This window comes from Streptomyces sp. AC555_RSS877 (genome assembly GCF_019049245.1).
In the GTDB taxonomy this organism is placed as follows: Bacteria; Actinomycetota; Actinomycetes; order Streptomycetales; family Streptomycetaceae; genus Streptomyces.
Genome location: NZ_JAGMUK010000001.1, coordinates 211,422 through 232,342, shown reverse-complemented (window position 1 = coordinate 232,342; position 20,921 = coordinate 211,422). Strand labels below are relative to the sequence as shown.

At 69.7% G+C, this 20,921-nt stretch carries 18 protein-coding genes and 5 tRNA genes; 15 read left to right on the top strand and 8 right to left on the bottom strand.

Annotated features, from left to right (window positions below; genetic code table 11):
* Window positions 1–7: 7 nt before the first annotated feature.
* The 5 genes from KUM49_RS01055 to KUM49_RS01035 form a co-directional block, all read right to left on the bottom strand.
* Window positions 8–3,268 carry a nitrate- and nitrite sensing domain-containing protein gene (locus KUM49_RS01055; RefSeq protein WP_217234707.1) on the bottom strand — a complete coding sequence of 1,087 codons (3,261 nt, stop codon included), beginning with the start codon at window positions 3,266–3,268 and terminating at the stop codon, window positions 8–10.
* A gap of 377 nt (window positions 3,269–3,645) precedes the next feature.
* Window positions 3,646–4,221, bottom strand: a complete 576-nt coding sequence (locus KUM49_RS01050; protein WP_217234706.1) for an ATP/GTP-binding protein — start codon at window positions 4,219–4,221, stop codon at window positions 3,646–3,648.
* Complete coding sequence (locus KUM49_RS01045; protein ID WP_030045307.1) at window positions 4,202–4,597, bottom strand: DUF742 domain-containing protein; 396 nt, start codon at window positions 4,595–4,597, stop codon at window positions 4,202–4,204. The genes KUM49_RS01050 and KUM49_RS01045 overlap by 20 nt, the downstream gene beginning before the upstream one ends.
* Before the next feature lie 111 nt (window positions 4,598–4,708).
* The gene (locus tag KUM49_RS01040; RefSeq protein ID WP_030611534.1) at window positions 4,709–5,122 is read right to left on the bottom strand and encodes a roadblock/LC7 domain-containing protein; all 414 of its coding nucleotides are present in this window, start codon (window positions 5,120–5,122) and stop codon (window positions 4,709–4,711) included.
* A 9-nt stretch (window positions 5,123–5,131) separates the two neighbouring features.
* A complete protein-coding gene (locus tag KUM49_RS01035; RefSeq protein WP_217234705.1) occupies window positions 5,132–8,890 on the bottom strand; it encodes a nitrate- and nitrite sensing domain-containing protein in 3,759 nt (1,252 codons plus the stop codon).
* Window positions 8,891–9,501: 611 nt separating this feature from the next.
* Between KUM49_RS01035 and KUM49_RS01030 the strand changes: the two genes are divergently transcribed.
* The 9 genes from KUM49_RS01030 (at window position 9,502) to KUM49_RS00990 (ending at window position 13,504) form a co-directional block, all read left to right on the top strand.
* A complete protein-coding gene (locus tag KUM49_RS01030) occupies window positions 9,502–9,693 on the top strand; it encodes a hypothetical protein (protein ID WP_217234704.1) in 192 nt (63 codons plus the stop codon).
* 120 nt (window positions 9,694–9,813) lie between these two features.
* A complete protein-coding gene (locus KUM49_RS01025) occupies window positions 9,814–10,590 on the top strand; it encodes a fumarylacetoacetate hydrolase family protein (RefSeq protein WP_217234703.1) in 777 nt (258 codons plus the stop codon).
* Window positions 10,583–12,067, top strand: a complete 1,485-nt coding sequence (gene gltX / locus KUM49_RS01020; protein WP_217234702.1) for a glutamate--tRNA ligase — start codon at window positions 10,583–10,585, stop codon at window positions 12,065–12,067. Before KUM49_RS01025 ends, gltX begins: the two co-directional genes overlap by 8 nt.
* Window positions 12,068–12,165: 98 nt before the next feature.
* On the top strand, window positions 12,166–12,897 hold the full coding sequence (locus KUM49_RS01015; protein ID WP_217234701.1) for an HAD family hydrolase: 732 nt from the start codon (window positions 12,166–12,168) through the stop codon (window positions 12,895–12,897).
* A gap of 92 nt (window positions 12,898–12,989) precedes the next feature.
* Window positions 12,990–13,061, top strand: a tRNA-Gln gene (locus KUM49_RS01010).
* Between the two features lie 42 nt (window positions 13,062–13,103).
* Window positions 13,104–13,176, top strand: a tRNA-Glu gene (locus KUM49_RS01005).
* Between the two features lie 62 nt (window positions 13,177–13,238).
* A tRNA-Glu gene (locus KUM49_RS01000) sits at window positions 13,239–13,311 on the top strand.
* Between the two features lie 20 nt (window positions 13,312–13,331).
* Window positions 13,332–13,403: transfer RNA gene (locus KUM49_RS00995), tRNA-Gln, on the top strand.
* Window positions 13,404–13,431: 28 nt separating this feature from the next.
* A tRNA-Glu gene (locus tag KUM49_RS00990) sits at window positions 13,432–13,504 on the top strand.
* 306 nt (window positions 13,505–13,810) lie between these two features.
* On the opposite strand, the gene ndgR is transcribed toward KUM49_RS00990, so the two are convergent.
* Window positions 13,811–14,527, bottom strand: coding sequence for an IclR family transcriptional regulator NdgR (gene ndgR, locus KUM49_RS00985; RefSeq protein ID WP_028806673.1), 717 nt, complete (start codon window positions 14,525–14,527; stop codon window positions 13,811–13,813).
* A gap of 188 nt (window positions 14,528–14,715) precedes the next feature.
* Between ndgR and leuC the strand changes: the two genes are divergently transcribed.
* From leuC to KUM49_RS00965, 4 genes are all read left to right on the top strand, one after another.
* Window positions 14,716–16,146 (top strand): 3-isopropylmalate dehydratase large subunit, encoded by a 1,431-nt coding sequence (gene leuC, locus KUM49_RS00980; protein WP_217234700.1) that lies wholly within the window; start codon window positions 14,716–14,718, stop codon window positions 16,144–16,146.
* A 5-nt stretch (window positions 16,147–16,151) separates the two neighbouring features.
* Window positions 16,152–16,745, top strand: coding sequence for a 3-isopropylmalate dehydratase small subunit (leuD, locus tag KUM49_RS00975; protein WP_217234699.1), 594 nt, complete (start codon window positions 16,152–16,154; stop codon window positions 16,743–16,745).
* Window positions 16,746–17,022: 277 nt separating this feature from the next.
* Window positions 17,023–17,253 (top strand): hypothetical protein, encoded by a 231-nt coding sequence (locus KUM49_RS00970; RefSeq protein ID WP_030045295.1) that lies wholly within the window; start codon window positions 17,023–17,025, stop codon window positions 17,251–17,253.
* Window positions 17,254–17,390: 137 nt separating this feature from the next.
* On the top strand, window positions 17,391–18,041 hold the full coding sequence (locus KUM49_RS00965; RefSeq protein ID WP_217234698.1) for an HU family DNA-binding protein: 651 nt from the start codon (window positions 17,391–17,393) through the stop codon (window positions 18,039–18,041).
* 71 nt (window positions 18,042–18,112) lie between these two features.
* Here KUM49_RS00965 and KUM49_RS00960 read toward each other — a convergent pair whose 3' ends face one another.
* Together KUM49_RS00960 and cofC are read right to left on the bottom strand one after the other, a co-directional pair.
* Window positions 18,113–18,316 (bottom strand): hypothetical protein, encoded by a 204-nt coding sequence (locus KUM49_RS00960; protein ID WP_040906068.1) that lies wholly within the window; start codon window positions 18,314–18,316, stop codon window positions 18,113–18,115.
* Between the two features lie 9 nt (window positions 18,317–18,325).
* Window positions 18,326–18,964 carry a 2-phospho-L-lactate guanylyltransferase gene (cofC, locus tag KUM49_RS00955; protein WP_217234697.1) on the bottom strand — a complete coding sequence of 213 codons (639 nt, stop codon included), beginning with the start codon at window positions 18,962–18,964 and terminating at the stop codon, window positions 18,326–18,328.
* 154 nt (window positions 18,965–19,118) lie between these two features.
* Between cofC and KUM49_RS00950 the strand changes: the two genes are divergently transcribed.
* Entirely contained in the window at window positions 19,119–19,895 is a 777-nt protein-coding gene (locus KUM49_RS00950) for a 1-acyl-sn-glycerol-3-phosphate acyltransferase (protein WP_217234696.1), read from the top strand.
* Window positions 19,892–20,902: an NAD(P)H-dependent glycerol-3-phosphate dehydrogenase gene (locus KUM49_RS00945; RefSeq protein WP_217234695.1), complete on the top strand. Its 1,011-nt coding sequence runs from the start codon at window positions 19,892–19,894 to the stop codon at window positions 20,900–20,902. Before KUM49_RS00950 ends, KUM49_RS00945 begins: the two co-directional genes overlap by 4 nt.
* Window positions 20,903–20,921: the final 19 nt, after the last annotated feature.

Genomic DNA, 20,921 nt, shown 5'->3' with positions numbered 1-20,921 from the left:
GCTCACACTAACGCTCCTGGTTGTAGGTGCTGTCAGAACCGAAGCCCTGACCGTTCGTTTCGCTTCCTGCGCTGCGGCCCCGCTCGACACCGCGACGCAGGTTGCTCAACCTGCCCCGGACGTCCTCGGGAGCGCGGGAGACCTGTGGGCCTCCCTGGGGGGTGGTCTCGGCGGCTCCCTCGACCAGGTTGGCCTTGGGCACCCGCCGCGGCAGACCGGAGGAGGTGACCCCGCCCGCCTTGGGCTTGCGGAGCTGCGAGGCCTGCTGCCAGCGCGCGTCGTTCGCCGAACGCCAGTCGGGGTTGCCGTTGCCCTCGGCAGGGGCCGACGGCTCCTGGGTCGCCTGCCGTGCACCGCCCGAGCCGTTCGCGCCGTTCGGGGTGGATCCGCGGCGCGGGAGACCGGCGTCGGTCAGGTCGTGGCTGGCGGAGGAGGTCGGTCCCGGTCGTTCGAAGCCTACGCGGTCCCGCTCACTCACGTCAGCGGCCTGCACGGACTCCGCTTGCGGAGCGTACTGGTCCGGGTATCCGTTGCGGTAGCCGTCCTGCTGCGGCCAGTCGTCCTGGTAGGACTGCTCTTCGAAGCCCGAGAACGTCTCCGGGGCGGCGGCATGGGCCCGCGCGGGCTCCTCGCGGACCGGCTCCGGATACGCCGGCTCCGGGTAACCACCGTTGGAGGAGAAGGCGTCGTTCTGCGGCAGGCCGCCGTTCGGCGCGTAGTACCCCTCGTCGTACGACGGGCGCTGCGGCTCCTCGTACGCGGGCTGCTGCGGGGCCTCGTAAGCCGTCTGCTGCTGCTCCTCGTACGTCGGCTGCCGCTGCTCCTCGTACGCCGTCTGGTGGTCGTACGACGGCTGCTGCTGCTCCTGGTAGCCGCCCGGGCCGTCGAAGCTCTCGGCGTACTCGGCGGACTGGTGGTCGGAGGGCTGGCCGTGGGGGCCCTGGGACTCCAGGGCCGCGCGGCGCTCCTCGCGCATCAGCGAGCGGCCCACCGGGTCCAGCTCCCGGATGTCGTCCGGGACCTCGGTGTAGCGGCTGTCGTCGAAGCCCAGCTCCGCGGCCGTGCGCATCGGCAGGCCGTTGTTGAAGTTCTCGCCCTGGAAGTTCTGCTGCTCCGGGATGATCTGCGAGACCGTGAACTCGTCGCGCTGCTGCTCGCCGCCGCTGCCGCCGTGCGTGATCGCGTCGGGCAGCATGACCAGCGAGGTCGTGCCGGCCTGCTCGCCGGAGGGGCGCAGCTGGACGCGGATGCCGTGCCGGTCGGACAGCCGGCCGACCACGAACAGGCCCATGCGCTGGGAGATCGCGGCGTCCACGGTCGGCGGGTTGGCCAGCTTGTGGTTGATGTCCGCGAAGTCCTCGGCGGTGAGGCCGATGCCCTTGTCGTGGATCTCGATCATGATGCGGCCGTCGGGCAGCCGGGTCGCGGTGACGCGGACCTTGGTCTGCGGCGAGGAGAACGTGGTGGCGTTCTCCAGCAGCTCGGCGAGCAGGTGCACGAGGTCGGTGACCGCGCGGCCGTGGATCTCGGCCTCCGGGACGCCGGACAGCTCGATGCGCTCGTACTGCTCCACCTCGGAGGAGGCGGCGCGCAGCACGTCGACCAGCGGGACCGGCTGGTCCCAGCGGCGGCCGGGCTCCTCGCCGGCGAGGACCAGGAGGTTCTCGCCGTTGCGGCGCATACGGGTGGCCAGGTGGTCCAGCTTGAAGAGGTTCTCCAGCTGGTCCGGGTCGGCCTCGTTGTTCTCCAGGTCGGTGATCAGGGTCAGCTGGCCCTCGATCAGCGACTGGTTGCGGCGCGACAGGTTGGTGAAGATCGCGTTGATGTTGCCCCGCAGCAGGGCCTGCTCGGCGGCGAGCCGGACGGCCTCGCGGTGGACCTGGTCGAAGGCCCGGGCGACCTCGCCGATCTCGTCCCTGGTGGTGATCGGGATCGGCTGCACACGGGTGTCGACGCGGCCGGGGTCGGTGCGCGAGAGCTGGTCGACCAGCATCGGCAGGCGCTGCTCGGCGATACCGAAGGCGGCGTTGCGCAGCTGGCGCATCGCACGGCTCATCTGGCGGGCCACCATGCCGGCCAGGATGAACGCGGCGAGCAGGGCGACCACGACGGCGGCACCGGTGATCAGCGCGTCACGCTTGGCGCTGTCGGCGATGTCGGAGGCCTCGCTCACCGCGGTGTCGGCCAGGTCCTTCTCGATGGCGTTGTACGCGTTGAACTTGAGCGTGGTGACCGCCCACCAGTTCTCCGCGGTGATGCCCTCCTGGGCCAGGGCGGCGCGGTCGCTCGTGTCCGTGGAGGGCAGCGAGGCGAGCTTCGTGACCATCGTGGTGGGGTCGGAGGGCGGCGGAACGTAGTCCGGGTCCTTGGCCTTGGCCTCCGCGGCCATCTTCGCGCCGTCGGCCTTGATCTGCGTGCTGGCCGCCGTCAGCTTGGCGACGTCCTGCGCGGTGCCGCCGCTCGTGTACTCCTGGATGGCGATGCCCTCCAGGTACGCGTACGAGGAGAGGGCGACACGCTGCTTGGCCAGGTCGGTGGCCTCGGGGCCGGGCTTGATCAGCATGTGCATGCCGATGGAGCGGTCCAGGGAGACCGCGCCCTTGGTCAGCGAGATGGCGTAGACCGTACGGCCGTAGCTGGTGATGTTGCCGGTGCCCAGACCGAGCTCGTTGGCGAACTCCAGCAGCCGGTGCTCCTGGTTGACGTAGCCCTCTTCCGTCTCGACGCCGGAGAGCTGGCTGGTGTAGGCGGCCTTGCGGAGCTTCGCCAGGTCCGGCTCCACCTCGCGGAAGCGCTCCAGGCGCCGCACCAGGTTGGGCCGGTCCGGCATGCTCCGGACGGCCTCGTCGAAGGCGTCGGCCGCCCGGTCGGTGTTCGCACGGGCCTCGACGACCGTCTTGTTCTTCTCGCCCTTGCCCTGGAGCAGGGGCGCGGCGGTCACGTCGCGCTCGACGAGCAGTTCGTTGCCGTAGGTCAGCGCGGCCCGTACCAGACGCGCGGTGTTCTCCGCGTCCTGGGCCTCCTGCCAGGTGTCGATCGAGCTCTTCACCTGGAAGCCGCCCATGACGAGGCCGACCACCACGGGTATGAGCAGGATCGCGTTCAGCCGGGTCGGCACCCGCCAGTTGCGCGGGGAGAAACGGCCGCCACTGGAAGCGGGCGTGGCCATCGGCTCCGAACCTGGCACATGGGCGGACGCCGCTCCGCGCGGCGGCGGGGTGAAGTTGCCCCGGGCCGACGGCTCGGGACCGTTCTTGCTTCGCCTCACTCGACCAACAACCTTCCGGCGGTCGGCACCTTACGTTGTGCCGCAGTGTCTCAGAGCCCGCTATGTCATCGACTGGGGAGTACGTCTTTGACTATTGGGCAGTTCAGGCATTCCAGCACGTGGCCCTGCGCAGTTCCAAACAGTGGAGGCCGGGGATCCGGAGTGATGTAAGCCCCAGATAAAACGGTCATAAAGAGCGAGCCCCGTCAAAAGACGGGGCCTTTGTGCGCGCAGCGACACCGCCCGACCGCGACGAGTGGCCGTACCACCCGATTCCTCTGCCGAAACGTTATGAACACCGAGGCCGACCGTGTCAAAGGACACAGCCGGCTCCGGAGCTTCTACGACAACTTCCGTACACCACTGCCGATTTCGTGCTAGCGCAACCGTGCCATCAGAGCGTGCTCCACCAGCGTGATCAGCGCCGACTTCGCGTCGGAACGATGGCGGGCGTCCGTCGTGATGATCGGGGTGTCCGGACCGATCTGCAGCGCCTCGCGCACCTCCTCGGGAGCGTACGGCTGATGCCCCTCGAAGCCGTTCAGCGCGACGACGAACGGCAGACCGCTGTTCTCGAAGTAGTCGACCGCGGGGAAGCAGTCGGCGAGGCGGCGGGTGTCCACCAGGACGATCGCGCCGATCGCGCCGCGCACCAGGTCGTCCCACATGAACCAGAAGCGGTCCTGGCCCGGCGTGCCGAACAGGTACAGGATCAGGTCCTGGTCCAGCGTGATACGGCCGAAGTCCATGGCCACCGTGGTGGTGGTCTTGCCTCCGGTGTGGGTGAGGTCGTCGATGCCCGCGCTCGCGGACGTCATCACGGCCTCGGTACGCAGCGGGTTGATCTCGGAGACGGCGCCGACGAACGTGGTCTTGCCCACGCCGAAGCCACCCGCCACCACGATCTTCGCGGAGGTGGTCGTCCTGCCTCCGTCAGAGCTTGCGAAGTCCACTGAGCACCCTTTCGAGCAGTGTCACGTCCGGAGCACCGGTGCTGTCGTCGCCACCCGGCTGGTGAATGGCGACGAGCCCGGCCTCCGCGAGGTCCGCGACGAGGATGCGGGCCACGCCGAGCGGCATGGCCAGGAGCGCCGAAACCTCGGCGACCGACTTCACCTCGCGGCACAGATGGCAGATCCGCTGGTGCTCCGGGAGCAGTCCCATGAGCGCCGCCGGGTCGGCCGTGGTGCTGATCAGGGCCTCAATGGCGAGCTGGTAGCGCGGCCGGGTCCGGCCGCCGGTCATCGCGTACGGACGTACCAGCGGCTGGTCGCCCTCATCCTCGTACGGCTCCGCGTACGGATCATGAGAGGCGGTGGGCGGGGTCATGAATCCTCCGGGCGGGACAGCAAGTCGGTCAGCTAGCCGTCGGACAGGGGCCGGTGGGGGGATCGTGGCGGCCGGACGGTGATTTGGTGAGGCGGGTGGATCCTGTGACGGTCAGTGGAGCAGACTGCCTTGGAGTTCGGCGCGCAGGTCGGGCGTGAGCACCGCGCCCGCGCGGTCGACCAGGAGCGCCATCTCGTAGCCGACGAGGCCGATGTCGCAGTCGGGGTGTGCGAGGACGGCCAGGGACGAGCCGTCCGAGACGGACATCAGGAACAGGAATCCCCGTTCCATCTCGACGACCGTCTGTGCCACGCTGCCGCCCTCGAAGATCCGGGAGGCCCCGGCCGTCAGGGACGTCAGACCGGAGGCGACTGCGGCCAACTGGTCGGCGCGGTCGCGCGGAAAGCCTTCGGACATTGCCAGAAGGAGGCCGTCGGCGGACACGACGACGGTGTGGGACACCCCTGGGGTGTTGTCCACGAAGTTGGTGATCAACCAGTTCAGGTTCTGTGCCGCCTGGCTCATCGGACTCAACTAACGCTCCTGCTGGTGAGTGGGGCTCGGGAAGCTTCCGGTCTGGCCGGTACCGGCCTGTCGACCTTGCGCAATGCCCCGACGGAGATTGGTCAGCCGGCCGCGTACGTCGTCAGGCGCACGCGAGACCTGCGGACCGGTTTGGTGCTGTTGCTGCTGCGCCGTGCCCGGAACGAGGTTCGCCCTGGGCACCCGGCGCGGCAGACCGGAGGTGGTGACGCCGCCCGCGGCCGGCTGCCGTACGCGCTCTGCCTGCCGGACGAGGTCGTCGTTCGGAGAGCTGCGCCAGGAGCTGGCTACGGGACGTTGGGGAGCGGCGGGAGCCTGCGGCTGTTGCTGCGGGGCCGCCGGGGTGGGAGCGGAGCCGTTGCTCTGCTGCCCGTTCTGCTGGCCGTGGAACCAGTTGGTCTCGAGCGTGTCGTACAGCGGCGTACGGCCGTCACCGGGGCCCGCGGGCGGCAACGCCTCGGGCTCCTGACGGGCGGGCCGCTGCTGCGGACGCTGCGGGGCAGGCGGACGGGGAGCGCCGAAGTCGGCGCCGCCCTGCGTGCCGTTCGGCTGCGGACGATCGAACTGACCGGTGGAGCCGTTGTCGTAGCCCGGCACGGGGAACTGCCCCGTGGAGCCGGCGTCGTAGCCCGGCGCGGGGAACTGGCCGGTGGAGCCGCTGTCGTAGGCCTGGGGCACCGCGAACGGACCGGTGGCCGACGGATTCGACGATGCCGGGGGTGTGTTCGGTGCGGGCGGGGCGCCGAAGACGTCCGGGCGGACGAAGTGGCCCGAGTTCAGCACGCCGTTCGTGCCGGGGCGGGGGAGCTGGCCCGTGTTCTGGGGACCGCTGTTCCCACCGGAGGCGGGTGCACCGGAACCCTGACGGCCGTCGCCGCGCGGGATCGCCGGCATCTGAGTGGTCGCGCCCGGGTTCTGCCGGTCGTCGAGCTGCGGCATGCGGGAGGTCTGCGCCGGGTCCGGCTCGTCATGGCCGCGCGGGGCGTCGAGCGAGGCCCGCGGCACCGGCGGCTGGGCGTTCTCGTCGCTCCAGCTCGGCACGCGAGGCTGCGGACTGTCGCCACCGGGCAGCTCGGCCCGCGGACCACCACGGCCCGGCAGCTGCGGCCGACGGCGCCGGCCCTGGCCCTGGCCCTGCGGCTCGTTGCCCGGGTTCGACGGCTGCTGGGACGGCGGCGACTGCGGCGGTACGGGGCGGCTGCCCCCGAAGGCGTCCTGGCCCTGCGAGGCGTTGGTGCCCGCGGCCTGCAGTCCCTGCGGGGCGCCCGGCGCCTGGCCGCCGAAACCGGCACCGGCCGGAGCGGGGCGGCCCTGCGGCGGCGTACCCGGACCCTGCGGTCCGCGCGGCGCACCACCGGGACGACCGCCACCGTCACGCCCGGGCAGCGCGGCGCGCGGCCCCTGACCGGCGTTGAGCCTGCCGCCCGTGGGCGCACCGGCGCCGAGAGCACCGGCGCCCGCACCGGCGGGGGCTCCCCCGAGGACACCGCCGCCCTGCTGGCCGGTGCCGCGACGAGCGGCCGCCACACCGGCGGCCTGCGAGGCGCTGCCGACGCCGGCCTGGCCGGGCTTGCCCTGGGGCTGGGGCTTCTTGCCGCCCTGGGCGACGTCCACGGGCAGCATGACCAGCGCGGTCGTACCACCGGAGTCGGACGGGCGGAGCTGGATGCGGATGCCGTGACGCTGCGACAGCCGGCCGACCACGAACAGACCCATGCGGCGGGAGACCGAGACGTCCACGGTGGGTGGCGAGGCGAGCCGCTCGTTGATCGCGGCAAGGTCCTCGGGGGAGAGGCCGATGCCGGTGTCGTGGATCTCGATCAGCACCCGGCCGTCGGGCAGCGCGTGACCGGTGACCTTGACCTTGGTCTGCGGGGAGGAGAACGAGGTCGCGTTCTCCAGCAGCTCGGCGAGCAGGTGCACGAGGTCGTTGACGACGCGGCCGGCCACTTCGGTGGTCGGCACGGAGGCCAGCTCGATGCGCTCGTACTGCTCCACCTCGGACGCGGCGGCGCGGAGCACGTCGACCAGCGGGACCGGGCGGGTCCAACGACGGCCGGGCTCTTCACCGGCGAGGACCAGGAGGTTCTCGCCGTTACGGCGCATGCGGGTCGCGAGGTGGTCGAGCTTGAACAGCGAGGACAGCTGGTCGGGGTCGGCCTCGCGGGACTCCAGTTCGGAGATCAGCGACAGCTGGCGCTGGATCAGACCCTGGGAGCGGCGCGAGAGGTTGGTGAACATCGCGTTGACGTTGCCTCGCAGCAGGGCCTGCTCGGCGGCGAGCCGGACCGCCTCGCGGTGCACGTCGTCGAAGGCCGCGGCCACCTGGCCGATCTCGTCCCGGGAGTGCACACCGACGGACTCGACGGAGGTGTCGACGTCCTGCGGGTCGGACTCCGACAGCTGCTTGACCAGCTCGGGCAGCCGGTCCTGGGCGACCTTGTTGGCGGTCTCCTGGAGCCGGCGCAGCGAGCGGATCATGGAGCGGGCGATGACGAAGGCGCCGACCAGCGACACACCGAGCACGAGCAGGATCAGCGCACCGGAGATGATCGCTTCCTGCTCGGCCTCGTTGCGCAGCTCGCGGGCCTTCTGCTCCATGTCCTCGAGCAGCGTGTGCTCGATGTTGCCCATCTGCTCGATCTTGGTGGAGCTGTCGTCCACCCAGTCCTTGTACGACCGCTTGTCCAGGTCGGCGAGACCACCCGAGGTCCGCAGGGCGCGGCTGGCGTAGGTGTCGGTGGCCTGGATGGTCGGGTTGCCCTCTTCGATGGGCTTGAGGAGCTCGGGGGCGTTGTCGGTGCCGTAGATGCTCCGGAAGCTGGAGAGGTCGGAGTCCTCGCTCTCCAGGGCGCCTTCGGCGTACAGCCGGTCGTTCTCGCTGAGCTTGCCGAACGTGGTGTTGCCGGTGGGCAGCGCCGCCGCCAGGATCGCGCGCTGGATCGACGCGTACTCCTTGGCCGAGGAGAAGGCCGACAGCGCGCGCGTGCGCTGGATCATCTCGGGGTTGCTGGTGGCCTCCGCCATGTCCTGCGAGAGGTCGAGCAGGTGGGTGACGAGGCGGTGATAGCCCTCGACGGTCTGGGAGGCGTTGTTCGTGGTCTCGTAGGCGGAGCTACGGATCTTCTCCAGGCCGCCCAGGTCGCGGATGAGGCCGACGAGGCTTTCGCGGACGCCCTGGAGGTTGCCCTCCTTGCTGGAGGCGTCGATCTCCTCGGCGGCGTCCTGGAAGGCGGTCATGGCCCGGTCGGTCTTGTCCCGGTAGCCCTTGACCGTGAAGTCGGTCGCTGCCGAGCCGTGCGCCAGCGGACCGGCGGACTGGTCGCGCTCCTCCTGGAGCGCCGCGGCCAGCTCGGTGGCCTGCTTGGTCATCTCCGTCAGCAGCTTCATGTTGTCGAGCTGCTGGATGTCGTCCATGGACTGGTTGATGCGCAGCGCGCCCAGCGAGGTGGCGGCGACCACCGGGAGCGCGAGCAGTGACACCAGACGGGTGGAGATGCGCCAGTTGCGCAGGGCTATTCGCGGACCGGGGCCGCTCTTCGGCGGCTTCACATCCTGCGTGGTCGGAGTGGCGGGGCCGGCCGGCGCGGACGCGCCGGGGCGCCCGGAGCGCTCACCGCCGTCACCGGACGGGGCCGGACCCGGGTTCTGGGCGTGCTGGGGCGAGGAGCTGCCGGCCGTCGGGCCAGTCCCGCCGTGCGGCTCCGGCTCCGCCGAAGCACTGCCATCCCTCTTGAAACGTCCCTGCACTAGCGTCGCAACCTCTGGACCAGGCGTCCCTCCGCGTGAACGGAAGGACGGTGTCGGCGTCGTAGGGGGCGCCCTGAAATACGCTCCCCTGGTGGTCGTGAGTGACCGGCGCGCTGGTTCCCCCTATCTCGCCGCCACTCGGCGCTTCTCTGCGCCCCCTGTGCGCCGGCTCGATCCTGCGGCGGTCCGTGGAATTCCAGCACAGTGCCGGATCTGCAACAAGGCCCGTGGTCATGCCGTGACCTACGTGACACCACGTGAGTGCCGCGTCACCGGACGTAGAACCTGTTCTCACCTATATCGGACATATGTGAGCGAGTCACCTGGAGGTAAGCGGTGTCCCAGTCGCCATGATCAGGAGCGGAATGAGGGCTTCAGGGGGTCAATGTCCGTTTCGTTGGGGTGGGCTGCAGGTCCGGTTTGGCCGATTTGCCCGTAGGTAAGTGAGGAAACTCACACACCGATCTTGAGGGCTGTGCGTCTCTTCAGGGGCATTGCATGTTTAGCCTGACGCTTTACAGGGATGGCAAATCCGACAACCCGCGCCGGTCCAGCGGCCCTTCGGCCCGCACGATCTCCCGGCGCCCCTACAGGACAGGTCTCGTACAACCGTGAAGACGACGATGATGTTCCGCCACACCGCCAACCCGCGGCGCACGACGCTGGCACACCTCGAGGACGCCGACGAACTGCAGACCCCGGAGCAGCCGGAGCACTCCATCGACCTTCCGGCCCAGACCGCCAACCCCCGCCGCACGATCCTGATGGAGATGCCCGCCACGGCCGGCTCCGCCCAGGAGTAGATCATCAACGCCGCCGGTGATGTCAAGGGCGCCCCCGCAAATACGCGAGGCGCCCGCCTCTTGCCGCGTTAGCCTGGAGCGTCAGACTCCAGCCAGCTCAGTGAGGGGCGCAAGGATCTCGTGCGCATCGCCAGATTCTCCATCGACGGGAACGTCGCCTTCGGCGCGGTCGAAGGTGACCGGCCGGACGAACTCGTCCTGGACATCATCAAGGGCATCCCGTTCGCGGACTTCGAACTCTCCGGTACGAAGGTCCCGCTGAGCAAGGTGAGGCTGCTGCCGCCGGTGCTCCCCAACAAGGTCGTGGCCTTCGGCCGCAACTACGCGGAGCACGCGCGTGAGCTGGGCAACGAGGTCCCCGACGCCCCGTTCGCCTTCTTCAAGCCCTCCACCTCGGTGATCGGCTCCGGCGACGAGATCCAGTACCCGGGCTTCTCCGAGGACCTCCACCACGAGGCCGAACTGGCTGTGGTCATCGGCCGGATGTGCCGCGAGGTCCCGCGCGAGCGCGTCAAGGACGTCATCCTCGGCTACACCTGCGCCAACGACATCACCGCCCGCGACGTCCAGAGGCGCGAGAAGCAGTGGGCCAGGGCCAAGGGATTCGACACCTCCTGCCCGCTCGGCCCGTGGGTGGAGACGGACCTCGACCCGTCCGACCTGACCGTCCAGCTCACGGTCAACGGCCAGCAGCGCCAGCTCGGCCGCACCAGCGAGATGATCCACTCCGTCGAGGACCTGATCGTCAACATCACCGAGGCCATGACGCTGCTCCCTGGCGACGTGATCCTCACGGGCACCCCGGCAGGCGTCGGACCGCTCACCGTCGGCGACGAGGTCGCCGTCACCATCGAAGGCATCGGCACTCTCACCAACAAGGTTGTCAAGCGTGGCTAGCGCATCCGTCCCCGCCGTCCGAGTACGGTTCTGCCCCTCGCCCACCGGTAACCCCCATGTGGGCCTGGTCCGCACCGCCCTGTTCAACTGGGCGTTCGCCCGGCACCACGAGGGCACTCTGGTCTTCCGCATCGAGGACACCGACGCGGCCCGCGACTCCGAGGAGTCGTACAACCAGCTGCTCGACTCGATGCGCTGGCTCGGCTTCGACTGGGACGAGGGCCCCGAGGTCGGCGGCCCGCACGCGCCCTACCGCCAGTCGCAGCGCATGGACCTCTACAAGGACGTCGCGCACAAGCTCCTGGACGCCGGCCACGCCTACCACTGCTACTGCTCCCAGGCGGAGCTGGACACCCGCCGCGAGGCCGCCCGCGCCGCCGGCAAGCCGTCCGGCTACGACGGCCACTGCCGCGACCTGAGCGCCGAGCAGGCCGAGGAGTACCAGGCCCAGGGCCGCACCCCGATCGTCCGCTTCCGCATGCCCGACGAGACGATCACCTTCACGGACCTGGTGCGCGGCGAGATCACGTACCTCCCGGAGAACGTGCCGGACTACGGGATCGTACGAGCGAACGGCGCCCCGCTGTACACGCTGGTGAACCCGGTCGACGACGCGCTGATGGACATCACGCACGTTCTGCGCGGCGAGGACCTGCTCTCCTCGACGCCCCGCCAGATCGCCCTGTACAAGGCTTTGATCGAGCTGGGCGTCGCCCAGCGGATCCCGTCCTTCGGGCACCTGCCGTACGTGATGGGCGAGGGCAACAAGAAGCTCTCCAAGCGGGACCCGCAGTCGTCGCTCAACCTCTACCGCGAGCGCGGCTTCCTGCCCGAGGGCCTGCTCAACTACCTCTCCCTGCTGGGCTGGTCGCTCTCCGCCGACCAGGACATCTTCACGATCGACGAGATGGTCGCGGCCTTCGACATCGCGGACGTGAACCCCAACCCGGCGCGCTTCGACCTGAAGAAGTGCGAGGCGATCAACGCCGACCACATCCGGCTGCTCGACGTGAAGGACTTCACCGAGCGCTGCCGCCCGTGGCTGCAGCCCCCCTTCGCCCCCTGGGCGCCGGAGGCCTTCGACGAGACGAAGTGGCAGGCGATCGCCCCACACGCCCAGACCCGCCTCAAGGTCCTCTCCGAGATCACCGACAACGTCGACTTCCTCTTCCTCGCCGAGCCGGTCTTCGACGAGCCGAGCTGGACGAAGGCGATGGAGGAGGGCTCGGACGCCCTGCTCCGCACGGCCCGCGAGAAGCTGGAGCCGGCGGACTGGACGTCCCCGGAGTCCCTGAAGGAGGCCGTCCTGACCGCCGGAGAGGCCCACGGCCTCAAGCTCGGCAAGGCCCAGGCCCCGGTCCGCGTGGCCGTGACCGGCCGCACGGTCGGCCTGCCCCTCTTCGAGTCCCTGGAGATCCTGGGCAAGGAGAAGACCCTCGCCCGCATCGACGCGGCACTGGCGAAGCTGACGGCGTAGCGCACGCGCGCGTGTAGGGGCGGCCACCCGGATCACGGGCGGCCGCCCCTCCGTCGTTCCGCCGGACGTGGCGCGGGTCCTCGCGTTACCGTCGGACCATGAGCATTCGCGCCGTGGTCTGGGACGTCGACGACACCCTCTTCGACTACACCGCGGCCGACCGTGTCGGCATGCGCGTCCATCTCGCGGCCGAGGGGCTGCTCGACGCGTACGACAGTGTCGAGCAGGCCATCGCGCGGTGGCGGGAGATCACGGACCGGCAGTGGGCGCGGTTCTCGGCGGGGGAGACCTCCTTCCAGGGGCAGCGCCGGGACCGTGTACGGGTGTTCCTGGGCGAGGAGCTCAGCGACGCCGACGCCGACGCGTGGTTCGAGCGGTACATCGCGCACTACGAGACCGCCTGGGCCCTCTTCCCGGACGTCCTGCCCGCCCTGGACGCCCTTGCCGCCAGCCACCGCCACGGCGTGCTGTCCAACTCCAGCATTCACGTCCAGGACCGCAAGCTGCGCGTCCTCGGTGTGCACGACCGCTTCGAGATCATCCTGTGCGCGGCGGAGCTCGGCGTCTCCAAGCCCGAGGCCGGAGCCTTCCTGGCCGCCTGTGACGCCCTGGAGCTGGCCCCGCACCAAGTGGCGTACGTCGGCGACCACCCGGAGATCGACGGGCGGGGCGCCGCCGACGCCGGACTGCTGTCGGTCTGGATCGACCGCGAGGGAGTCCACACCGTCGGTGACGCCTTCGGCGGTCCGCACCGGATCGCCTCGCTCGCCGAACTCCCCGCGATCCTCGGCGCGGATACCCGTTTTGGAGCCCCGTCCACCTTCGGGTAATGTTCTTCCTGCGCCGCCGGGGTGCGGGCCGAAAGGCCGGAACCCGGGGGAGCACACTAGGAGCAAGATCCCCACAGGGGCTTGAGTTCCAGTGGCCTATGGTGTAATTGGCAGCACGACGGTTTCTGGTTCCGTTAGTCTTGGTTCGAGTCCAGGTAGGCCAGCTCGCAGAGCTCATCTGCAAAAGCGGAGGTCATCTCCGCGAAGCCCCCGTTGTGTAGCGGCCTAGCACGCTGCCCTCTCAAGGCAGTAGCGCCGGTTCGAATCCGGTCGGGGGTACAGATCCTTCCCAGGGGGACAGTACGGGTCGCACCCGCTGACTCTCATGCAGGATCGCTAGGGCCCCCGTTGTGTAGCGGCCTAGCACGCCGCCCTCTCAAGGCGGTAGCGCCGGTTCGAATCCGGTCGGGGGTACGAATTGGTCTGAACCACATTGGTCTATGGTGTAATTGGCAACACTACGGTTTCTGGTACCGTCATTCTTGGTTCGAGTCCAGGTAGACCAGCTCGGACCTGCGGAAACGCAGAGTCCAGGCCCCCGTTGTGTAGCGGCCTAGCACGCCGCCCTCTCAAGGCGGTAGCGCCGGTTCGAATCCGGTCGGGGGTACATGCGAGTCCTCAGGGCCTCCACTTCGGTGGGGGCCCTGAGGCGTTCCCGGGCCTACTCGAAGCCGTGTCTCCGCGCTGACTCCTCTTGCGTCAGCCGGTGCAGCGCCCGGAGCACCGGCTCGACGAGTGCGTCAACCGGCCGTACCCCACGATCAGTTCGGGATCCCCGCCCTTTGCGTCGCGGCGGCGGAGAAGGCGGCGAAAGGAACATCTGAGATCGGCTCGAGGGAGCGAGAAGGGCCTGCCGCGGCGTTGAGGCAGGCCCTTCTCGCTGATGTCCCTGAAGCGGTTGTCCCGAAAGGCCTCAGCCCGTGCGGCGCAGGGCCTCGGAGAGGCGGCCGGCGGCGTCGATGACGGCCTGGGCGTGCATGCGGCCCGGGTGGCGCGTCAGGCGCTCGATGGGGCCGGAGACCGAGACGGCGGCCACCACGCGGTTCGAGGGGCCGCGCACGGGCGCGGAGACGGACGCGACGCCCGGCTCGCGCTCGCCGATGGACTGGGCCCAGCCCCGGCGTCGTACACCCGAGAGTGCGGTGGCCGTGAAGCGGGCGCCCTGCAGGCCCCGGTGCAGGCGCTCCGGCTCCTCCCAGGCCATCAGGATCTGCGCGGACGAGCCCGCCTTCATCGTGAGCGTCGAGCCGACCGGGACGGTGTCCCGCAGGCCGGACAGGCGCTCCGCCGCGGCGACGCAGATGCGCATGTCGCCCTGGCGGCGGTAGAGCTGGGCGCTCTCGCCCGTGATGTCCCGGAGGTGGGTGAGCACCGGGCCCGCCGTGGCGAGGAGGCGGTCCTCGCCGGCGGCCGCGGCCAGCTCGGCGAGCCGCGGGCCGAGAATGAAACGGCCCTGCATGTCACGCGCCACCATGCGGTGGTGTTCCAGAGCCACGGCCAGCCGGTGGGCCGTGGGTCGTGCCAGTCCGGTGGCCGCGACCAGACCCGCGAGGGTGGCCGGACCGGACTCCAGGGCGCTCAGGACAAGGGCTGCCTTGTCCAGAACGCCGACGCCGCTACTGTTGTCCATGAAACGATACTCGCGTCTCACTCTGTGAAACGCAAGTTCAATTTTCGGTGGAACACGCCACTCTTGAAGACACAGCGGCCCGCAGACCAACGGGTCCGGTGGCGGACGCCCGGGAACAGGGGTGCGGGCGCCGCATCCTCAAGATCTCTAGTTGGGCCGGGGCACCTTTTCCGGCCGGAGGGAAAGCGATGGGTAGGACACTCGCGGAGAAGGTCTGGGACGACCACGTCGTCCGGCGCGCCGAGGGCGAGCCCGACCTCCTCTTCATCGATCTGCACCTGCTGCACGAGGTGACCAGCCCGCAGGCCTTCGACGGCCTCCGCAAGACCGGTCGCCAGGTGCGCCGCCTCGATCTGACCATCGCGACCGAGGACCACAACACCCCGACCCTCGACATCGACAAGCCCATCGCCGACCCGGTGTCCCGGATCCAGCTGGAGACGCTGCGCAAGAACTGCGCCGACTTCGGTGTCCGGCTGCATCCGCTGGGCGACGTCGAGCAGGGCGTCGTGCACGTCGTCGGCCCGCAGCTGGGCCTGACCCAGCCCGGCATGACGGTCGTCTGCGGCGACTCCCACACCTCCACGCACGGCGCCTTCGGCGGTCTGGCGTTCGGCATCGGCACCTCCCAGGTCGAGCACGTGCTGGCCACCCAGACGCTGCCCATGGCCCGCCCGAAGACCATGGCCATCACCGTCAACGGCGATCTGCCCGACGGCGTCACCGCCAAGGACCTGATCCTGACGATCATCGCCAAGATCGGTACGGGCGGCGGCCAGGGCTACGTCCTGGAGTACCGCGGCTCCGCCATCGAGCAGCTCTCGATGGAAGCCCGCATGACCATCTGCAACATGTCGATCGAGGCCGGCGCCCGCGCGGGCATGATCGCCCCCGACGAGACCACCTTCGAGTACCTCGAGGGCCGTCCGCACGCCCCCAAGGGCGAGGACTGGGACGCGGCCGTCGCGTACTGGAAGACGCTCAGGACCGACGACGACGCCGAGTTCGACGCCGAGGTCGTGATCGAGGCCGAAGAGCTGGCGCCGTTCGTCACCTGGGGCACCAACCCCGGCCAGGGCGCGCCGCTTTCGGCGCACGTCCCCGATCCTGCTTCGTACGAAGACGCTTCGGAGCGCCACGCCGCCGAAAGGGCCCTGGAGTACATGGGGTTGGAGGCCGGGCAGCCGCTGCGCTCCATCAAGGTGGACACCGTCTTCGTAGGCTCGTGCACCAACGGCCGCATCGAGGACCTGCGCGCCGCCGCCGAGCTCGTGAAGGGCCGCAAAGTCGCCGACGGCGTACGGATGCTGGTCGTCCCGGGCTCCGCGCGGGTCGGTCTGCAGGCCGTCTCCGAGGGTCTGGACGTCGTCTTCAAGGACGCCGGCGCCGAGTGGCGGCACGCGGGCTGCTCGATGTGTCTGGGCATGAACCCCGACCAGCTGGCCCCCGGTGAGCGCTCCGCGTCCACCTCCAACCGCAACTTCGAGGGACGGCAGGGCAAGGGCGGTCGTACGCACCTGGTGTCGCCGCAGGTCGCAGCCGCGACGGCGGTCCTGGGCCACCTGGCCTCGCCGGCCGACCTGTCCGACGCCGAGACCCGTACGCCCGCTGGAGTCTGAGAGTCATGGAAGCATTCACCACGCACACCGGCCGGGCCGTCCCGCTGCGGCGCAGCAACGTCGACACCGACCAGATCATCCCTGCTCACTGGCTCAAGAAGGTGACCCGGGACGGCTTCGAGGACGGGCTGTTCGAGGCCTGGCGCAAGGACCCGTCCTTCATCCTCAACCAGCCCGAGCGCAAGGGCGCGACCGTCCTGGTCGCCGGCCCCGACTTCGGCACCGGCTCCTCCCGTGAGCACGCCGTGTGGGCACTGCAGAACTTCGGCTTCAAGGCCGTCATCTCCTCCCGCTTCGCGGACATCTTCCGCGGCAACTCGCTCAAGAACGGCCTGCTCACGGTGGTTCTGGAGGAGAAGATCGTGAACGCGCTGCAGGAGCTCACGGAGAAGGACGCGACTGCTGAGGTCACTGTGGACCTTGAGGCTCGTGAGGTGCGCGCAGAGGGCATCACCGCTGCCTTCGAACTCGACGAGAACGCCCGTTGGCGGCTGCTGAACGGGCTGGACGACATCTCCATCACCCTGCAGAACGAGCCCCACATCGCCGCGTACGAGGCCAAGCGCCCGTCGTACAAGCCGAGGACGCTCCAGATCTGACCCGGGCGGACGCCCCGAGCGACCGAACAGGTCGAGTTTCGGCCACCGCGACACCCCCGCCGTACCCCCGATCGGCCCGATCGGGGGTACAGCCATGTCTGCACCCGAACGGCCCTGCGCTGCGCGATCGCGCTTGTCAACTTCCCACGTTAGGACGGTTGTTGCCGGGGTACGCGATCGTTGTGACCGCGGCTCCGACAGGCGCCCGGGAGGCCGTTCGAGGCGGCAGTTGCACCCTGAGCAGGCGACAACTCGCCCCAGATGGCACAATCTGTGCATGGAACACGACGGCCAACTCGAGCTCTATGCGGCAGTCGCGGACCAACTCAAGGAAGCGCACACAAGAGTGCGCGCACTGCAAGTCCCGGAGGGCGTACGGATGGCGCTGACCCGGAAGCTGCTGGTCATTACGGCCGCGGCCAAGCACGATCTCGCCGATGCGACAAGGCGTCTGGAGCGGTTCGTGGCGGACCTCGACGCGGGTCGATTCCCCGAAGAGGAACGCTGAACGAGTCCAGGACAGTCGAGTTCGTTGCGGCGCACGGGTGATAAGCCCGTTTCGTGTTTGATTTGCGGTATATATCTGCCTAACGTGCGAAAAAGCTTGAACACTTTCGTTCTGGCAATGTCTCCGAAGGGGAAGACGTGAACAAGGCGCAGCTCGTAGAAACGATTGCCGACAAGATGGGCGGCCGTCAGCAGGCCGCCGACGCTGTCGACGCGGTCCTGGACGCCGTCGTCCGTGCGGTTGTCGCAGGTGAAAGGGTTTCGGTCACCGGTTTCGGTTCCTTCGAGAAGGTCGACCGTCCCGCTCGTTACGCCCGCAATCCCCAGACCGGCGAGCGAGTTCGGGTCAAGAAGACCTCCGTTCCGCGCTTCCGTGCGGGCCAGGGTTTCAAGGACCTGGTGAGCGGCTCGAAGAAGCTCCCGAAGAACGACGTCGCCGTCAAGAAGGCCCCCAAGGGCAGCCTGACCGGCGGTGCTTCCGCGACGGTCAAGAAGGCCGCCGCGAAGAAGGCCACCACCAGGACCACCGCCGCGAAGAAGACCACGGCCACGGCCAAGAAGGCGCCCGCCAAGAAGACCACGGCCACCGCGAAGAAGACCACGGCGAAGAAGGCGCCCGCCAAGAAGACCACGGCGACCGCCGGCACCACCGCCGCGAAGAAGACCACCGCCAAGAAGGCGACGGCCAAGAGCGCTCCGGCGAAGAAGGCGACGGCCAAGAAGGCCCCCGCCAAGAAGTCGACCTCCCGCACCACCACCGCCAAGAAGGCCACCGCCCGCAAGAGGTAAGGGCACAGGGGCACTCACACGCCGGGCCGGACTCCCCACGGAGCCCGGCCCGCGGCGTGTCCACCAGGGGTTCAGAAGGTGTGGAGCGTCACCAGGGTGATCCGGCGGGCCTCGCCCTCGCCCTCCGTCTCGACGCGCACCCGCTGCCCGGGCCGCAGCAGTCTGAGCCCGCCCGCGTCGAACGCCGGCGCGTCGAAGGGCACCGGGGTGCCGTCGTCGAGGAGCACCTGCCCGCTGCGGCTGTCGGGGTCGTACGTGTATGCGGTCGCCTGCATGGCGGCAGCCTACTGCCCGGGGATCAACAGCCGCGCGGCCGCCGCGGCCGTCCGTGGCCCCACTCCGAGGGCGAGCGCGGCGCGCAGGTCGTCGCCGGTGTCCACGTCCTGTCGTACGGAATCCACCGCGCCGAGCGTGATTTCCGCGGCGCCGGACGCACGATGACGGGCTCGGGAATCGGTGCCGAAGGCGGGCCGCAATTCCTCGCCTTCGCGCGCGGCCAGCAGAGTGGTGCCGATTGCGGCGGCGTCCGGGAGAAAAGCGCGCGGGAATTCCGCCGCCGCGTCCAGGACCCGGGCCAATTCCAGCGGACGCAGCGCCGGAAGATCGGCGTTCAGGGCCGCCACGGCACTTTCGGGGCGGGCGGCGCGCACCAGGGCCGCCGCGTGCGCCAGAGCGGCGTTCAGGCCGCCGCGCGGTTCGTCGGCGACGATATGGGCGCCCAGCGATCCGAGCTCACGGCCGGCCAGGGCGTCGTCCGTGACGACTGCCACATCCTTCACCGCGGGGCAGGCCAGCGCCGCCGCCACGGTGTCCTGGGCGAAGGCGAGTGCCAGGCCCGGGCGCAGCCCGTCGGAGGCGGTGTCCGCGAGCCTGCTCTTCGCCCGCGCCAGAGGTTTCACGGGTATGACCAAGGTCCACTGCACGAGCGTTTCGTACCTCTCTTGTCGCGGCCATTGTCACTCAGCCGTCACCAGGACCATCTGGCGGTCGCGGAGCCGGGGCGTACGGTGTTCTCGACAGACCGGCGGCCTGGGGCGACACTTGTGCGGCCCCCAGGCCCTAGAGGAAGGTGTCCGCGTGCCCCGCCGCAGAATCGGGTTCTGGTACCGCTTCGCAGCGGTCCTGTGCAAACCGCCGCTGGTGGTTCTGATCAAGCGGCACTGGCGCGGAATGGAGCACATTCCGGTCGAGGGCGGATTTATCACCGCGGTGAACCACAATTCGCACATTGATCCCTTCGCTTACGGGCACTTCCAGTACAACACCGGCCGTGTTCCGAGATTCCTGGCGAAGAGCGACCTTTTCCGTAAGGGATTCGTCGGTGCCGCGATGCGCGGCACCGGACAGATCCCCGTCTACCGCGAGAGTACGGACGCGCTCAGCGCTTTTCGCGCTGCGATCGACGCAGTGGAGCGCGGCGAGTGCGTCGCCTTCTATCCCGAGGGCACCCTCACCCGCGACCCCAACGGCTGGCCCATGACCGGCAAGACCGGTGCCGCCCGGGTCGCCCTGCAGACCAAGTGCCCGGTGATTCCGGTCGCCCAGTGGGGCGCCAACGAGGTGCTGCCGCCGTACGCCAAGAGGTTCGAACTGTTTCCGCGCAAGACCCACCGCGTGCTCGCGGGCCCGCCCGTCGACCTGGCGCGCTTCTACGACAGGGAGATGACCCCCGAGCTTCTGAAGGAGGCGACCGAGGTCATCATGGCCGCCATCACCCGCCAGCTGGAGGAGGTCCGCGGCGAGAAGGCGCCGGCGAGGCCCTACGACCCGCGCCGCGAGCGGATCGAGCAGCGGCACCGCACCCGGGCGCAGACGCAGCGCAAGGTCGGACAGGAAGAAGGGCAGGGCACGTGAGCAAGTCCGTCAAGGCGGCCGTCTTCGGCACCGGATCATGGGGCACCGCCTTCGGTACGGTGCTGGCCGACGCGGGGTGCGAGGTGACCCTGTGGGGGCGCCGCGCGGACCTCGCGGAAGCGGTCAACTCCACGCGTACGAACCCCGACTACCTCCCCGGCCTCGAACTCCCGGAGAACCTGCGCGCGACGACGGACGCCGCCGAGGCCGCCCGCGACGCCGACTTCACCGTCCTCGCGATCCCGTCGCAGACGCTGCGCGCCAACCTCGCGGAATGGACGCCGCTGCTGGCGACCGACACCGTCCTGGTGTCGCTCATGAAGGGCGTCGAACTCGGTTCCGCCATGCGGATGAGCGAGGTGATCGAGGACGTCGCCAAGGTGGGGCAGAACCGCATCGCCGTGGTCACCGGACCCAACCTCGCGCGGGAGATCGCCGCCCGGATGCCGGCCGCGTCCGTGGTCGCGTGCACCGACGAGGCGGTCGCCCAGCGGCTCCAGGCCGCCTGCCACACGCCGTACTTCCGCCCGTACACCAACACCGACGTCGTCGGCTGTGAACTGGGCGGCGCGGTCAAGAACGTGATCGGCCTCGCCGTCGGCATCGCGGACGGCATGGGTCTGGGCGACAACGCCAAGGGGTCCCTGATCACGCGCGGGCTCGCCGAGACCACCCGCCTCGGCCTCGCCATGGGCGCCGAACCGCTGACGTTCTCGGGACTCGCCGGGCTCGGCGACCTGGTGGCGACCTGCTCCTCGCCGCTGTCCCGCAACCACACCTTCGGCACCAACCTCGGCAAGGGCATGACCCTCCAGGAGACCATCGCGGTCACCAGGCAGACCGCCGAGGGCGTCAAGTCCTGCGAGTCCGTGCTGGATCTGGCCCGCCGGCACGGCGTCGACATGCCCATCACCGAGACGGTCGTGGGAATCGTCCACGAGGGCAAGCCCCCGGTGGTCGCCCTCAAGGAGCTGATGTCGCGCAGCGCGAAGCCGGAACGACGCTGAGCCACCCGCGGGGCGGACA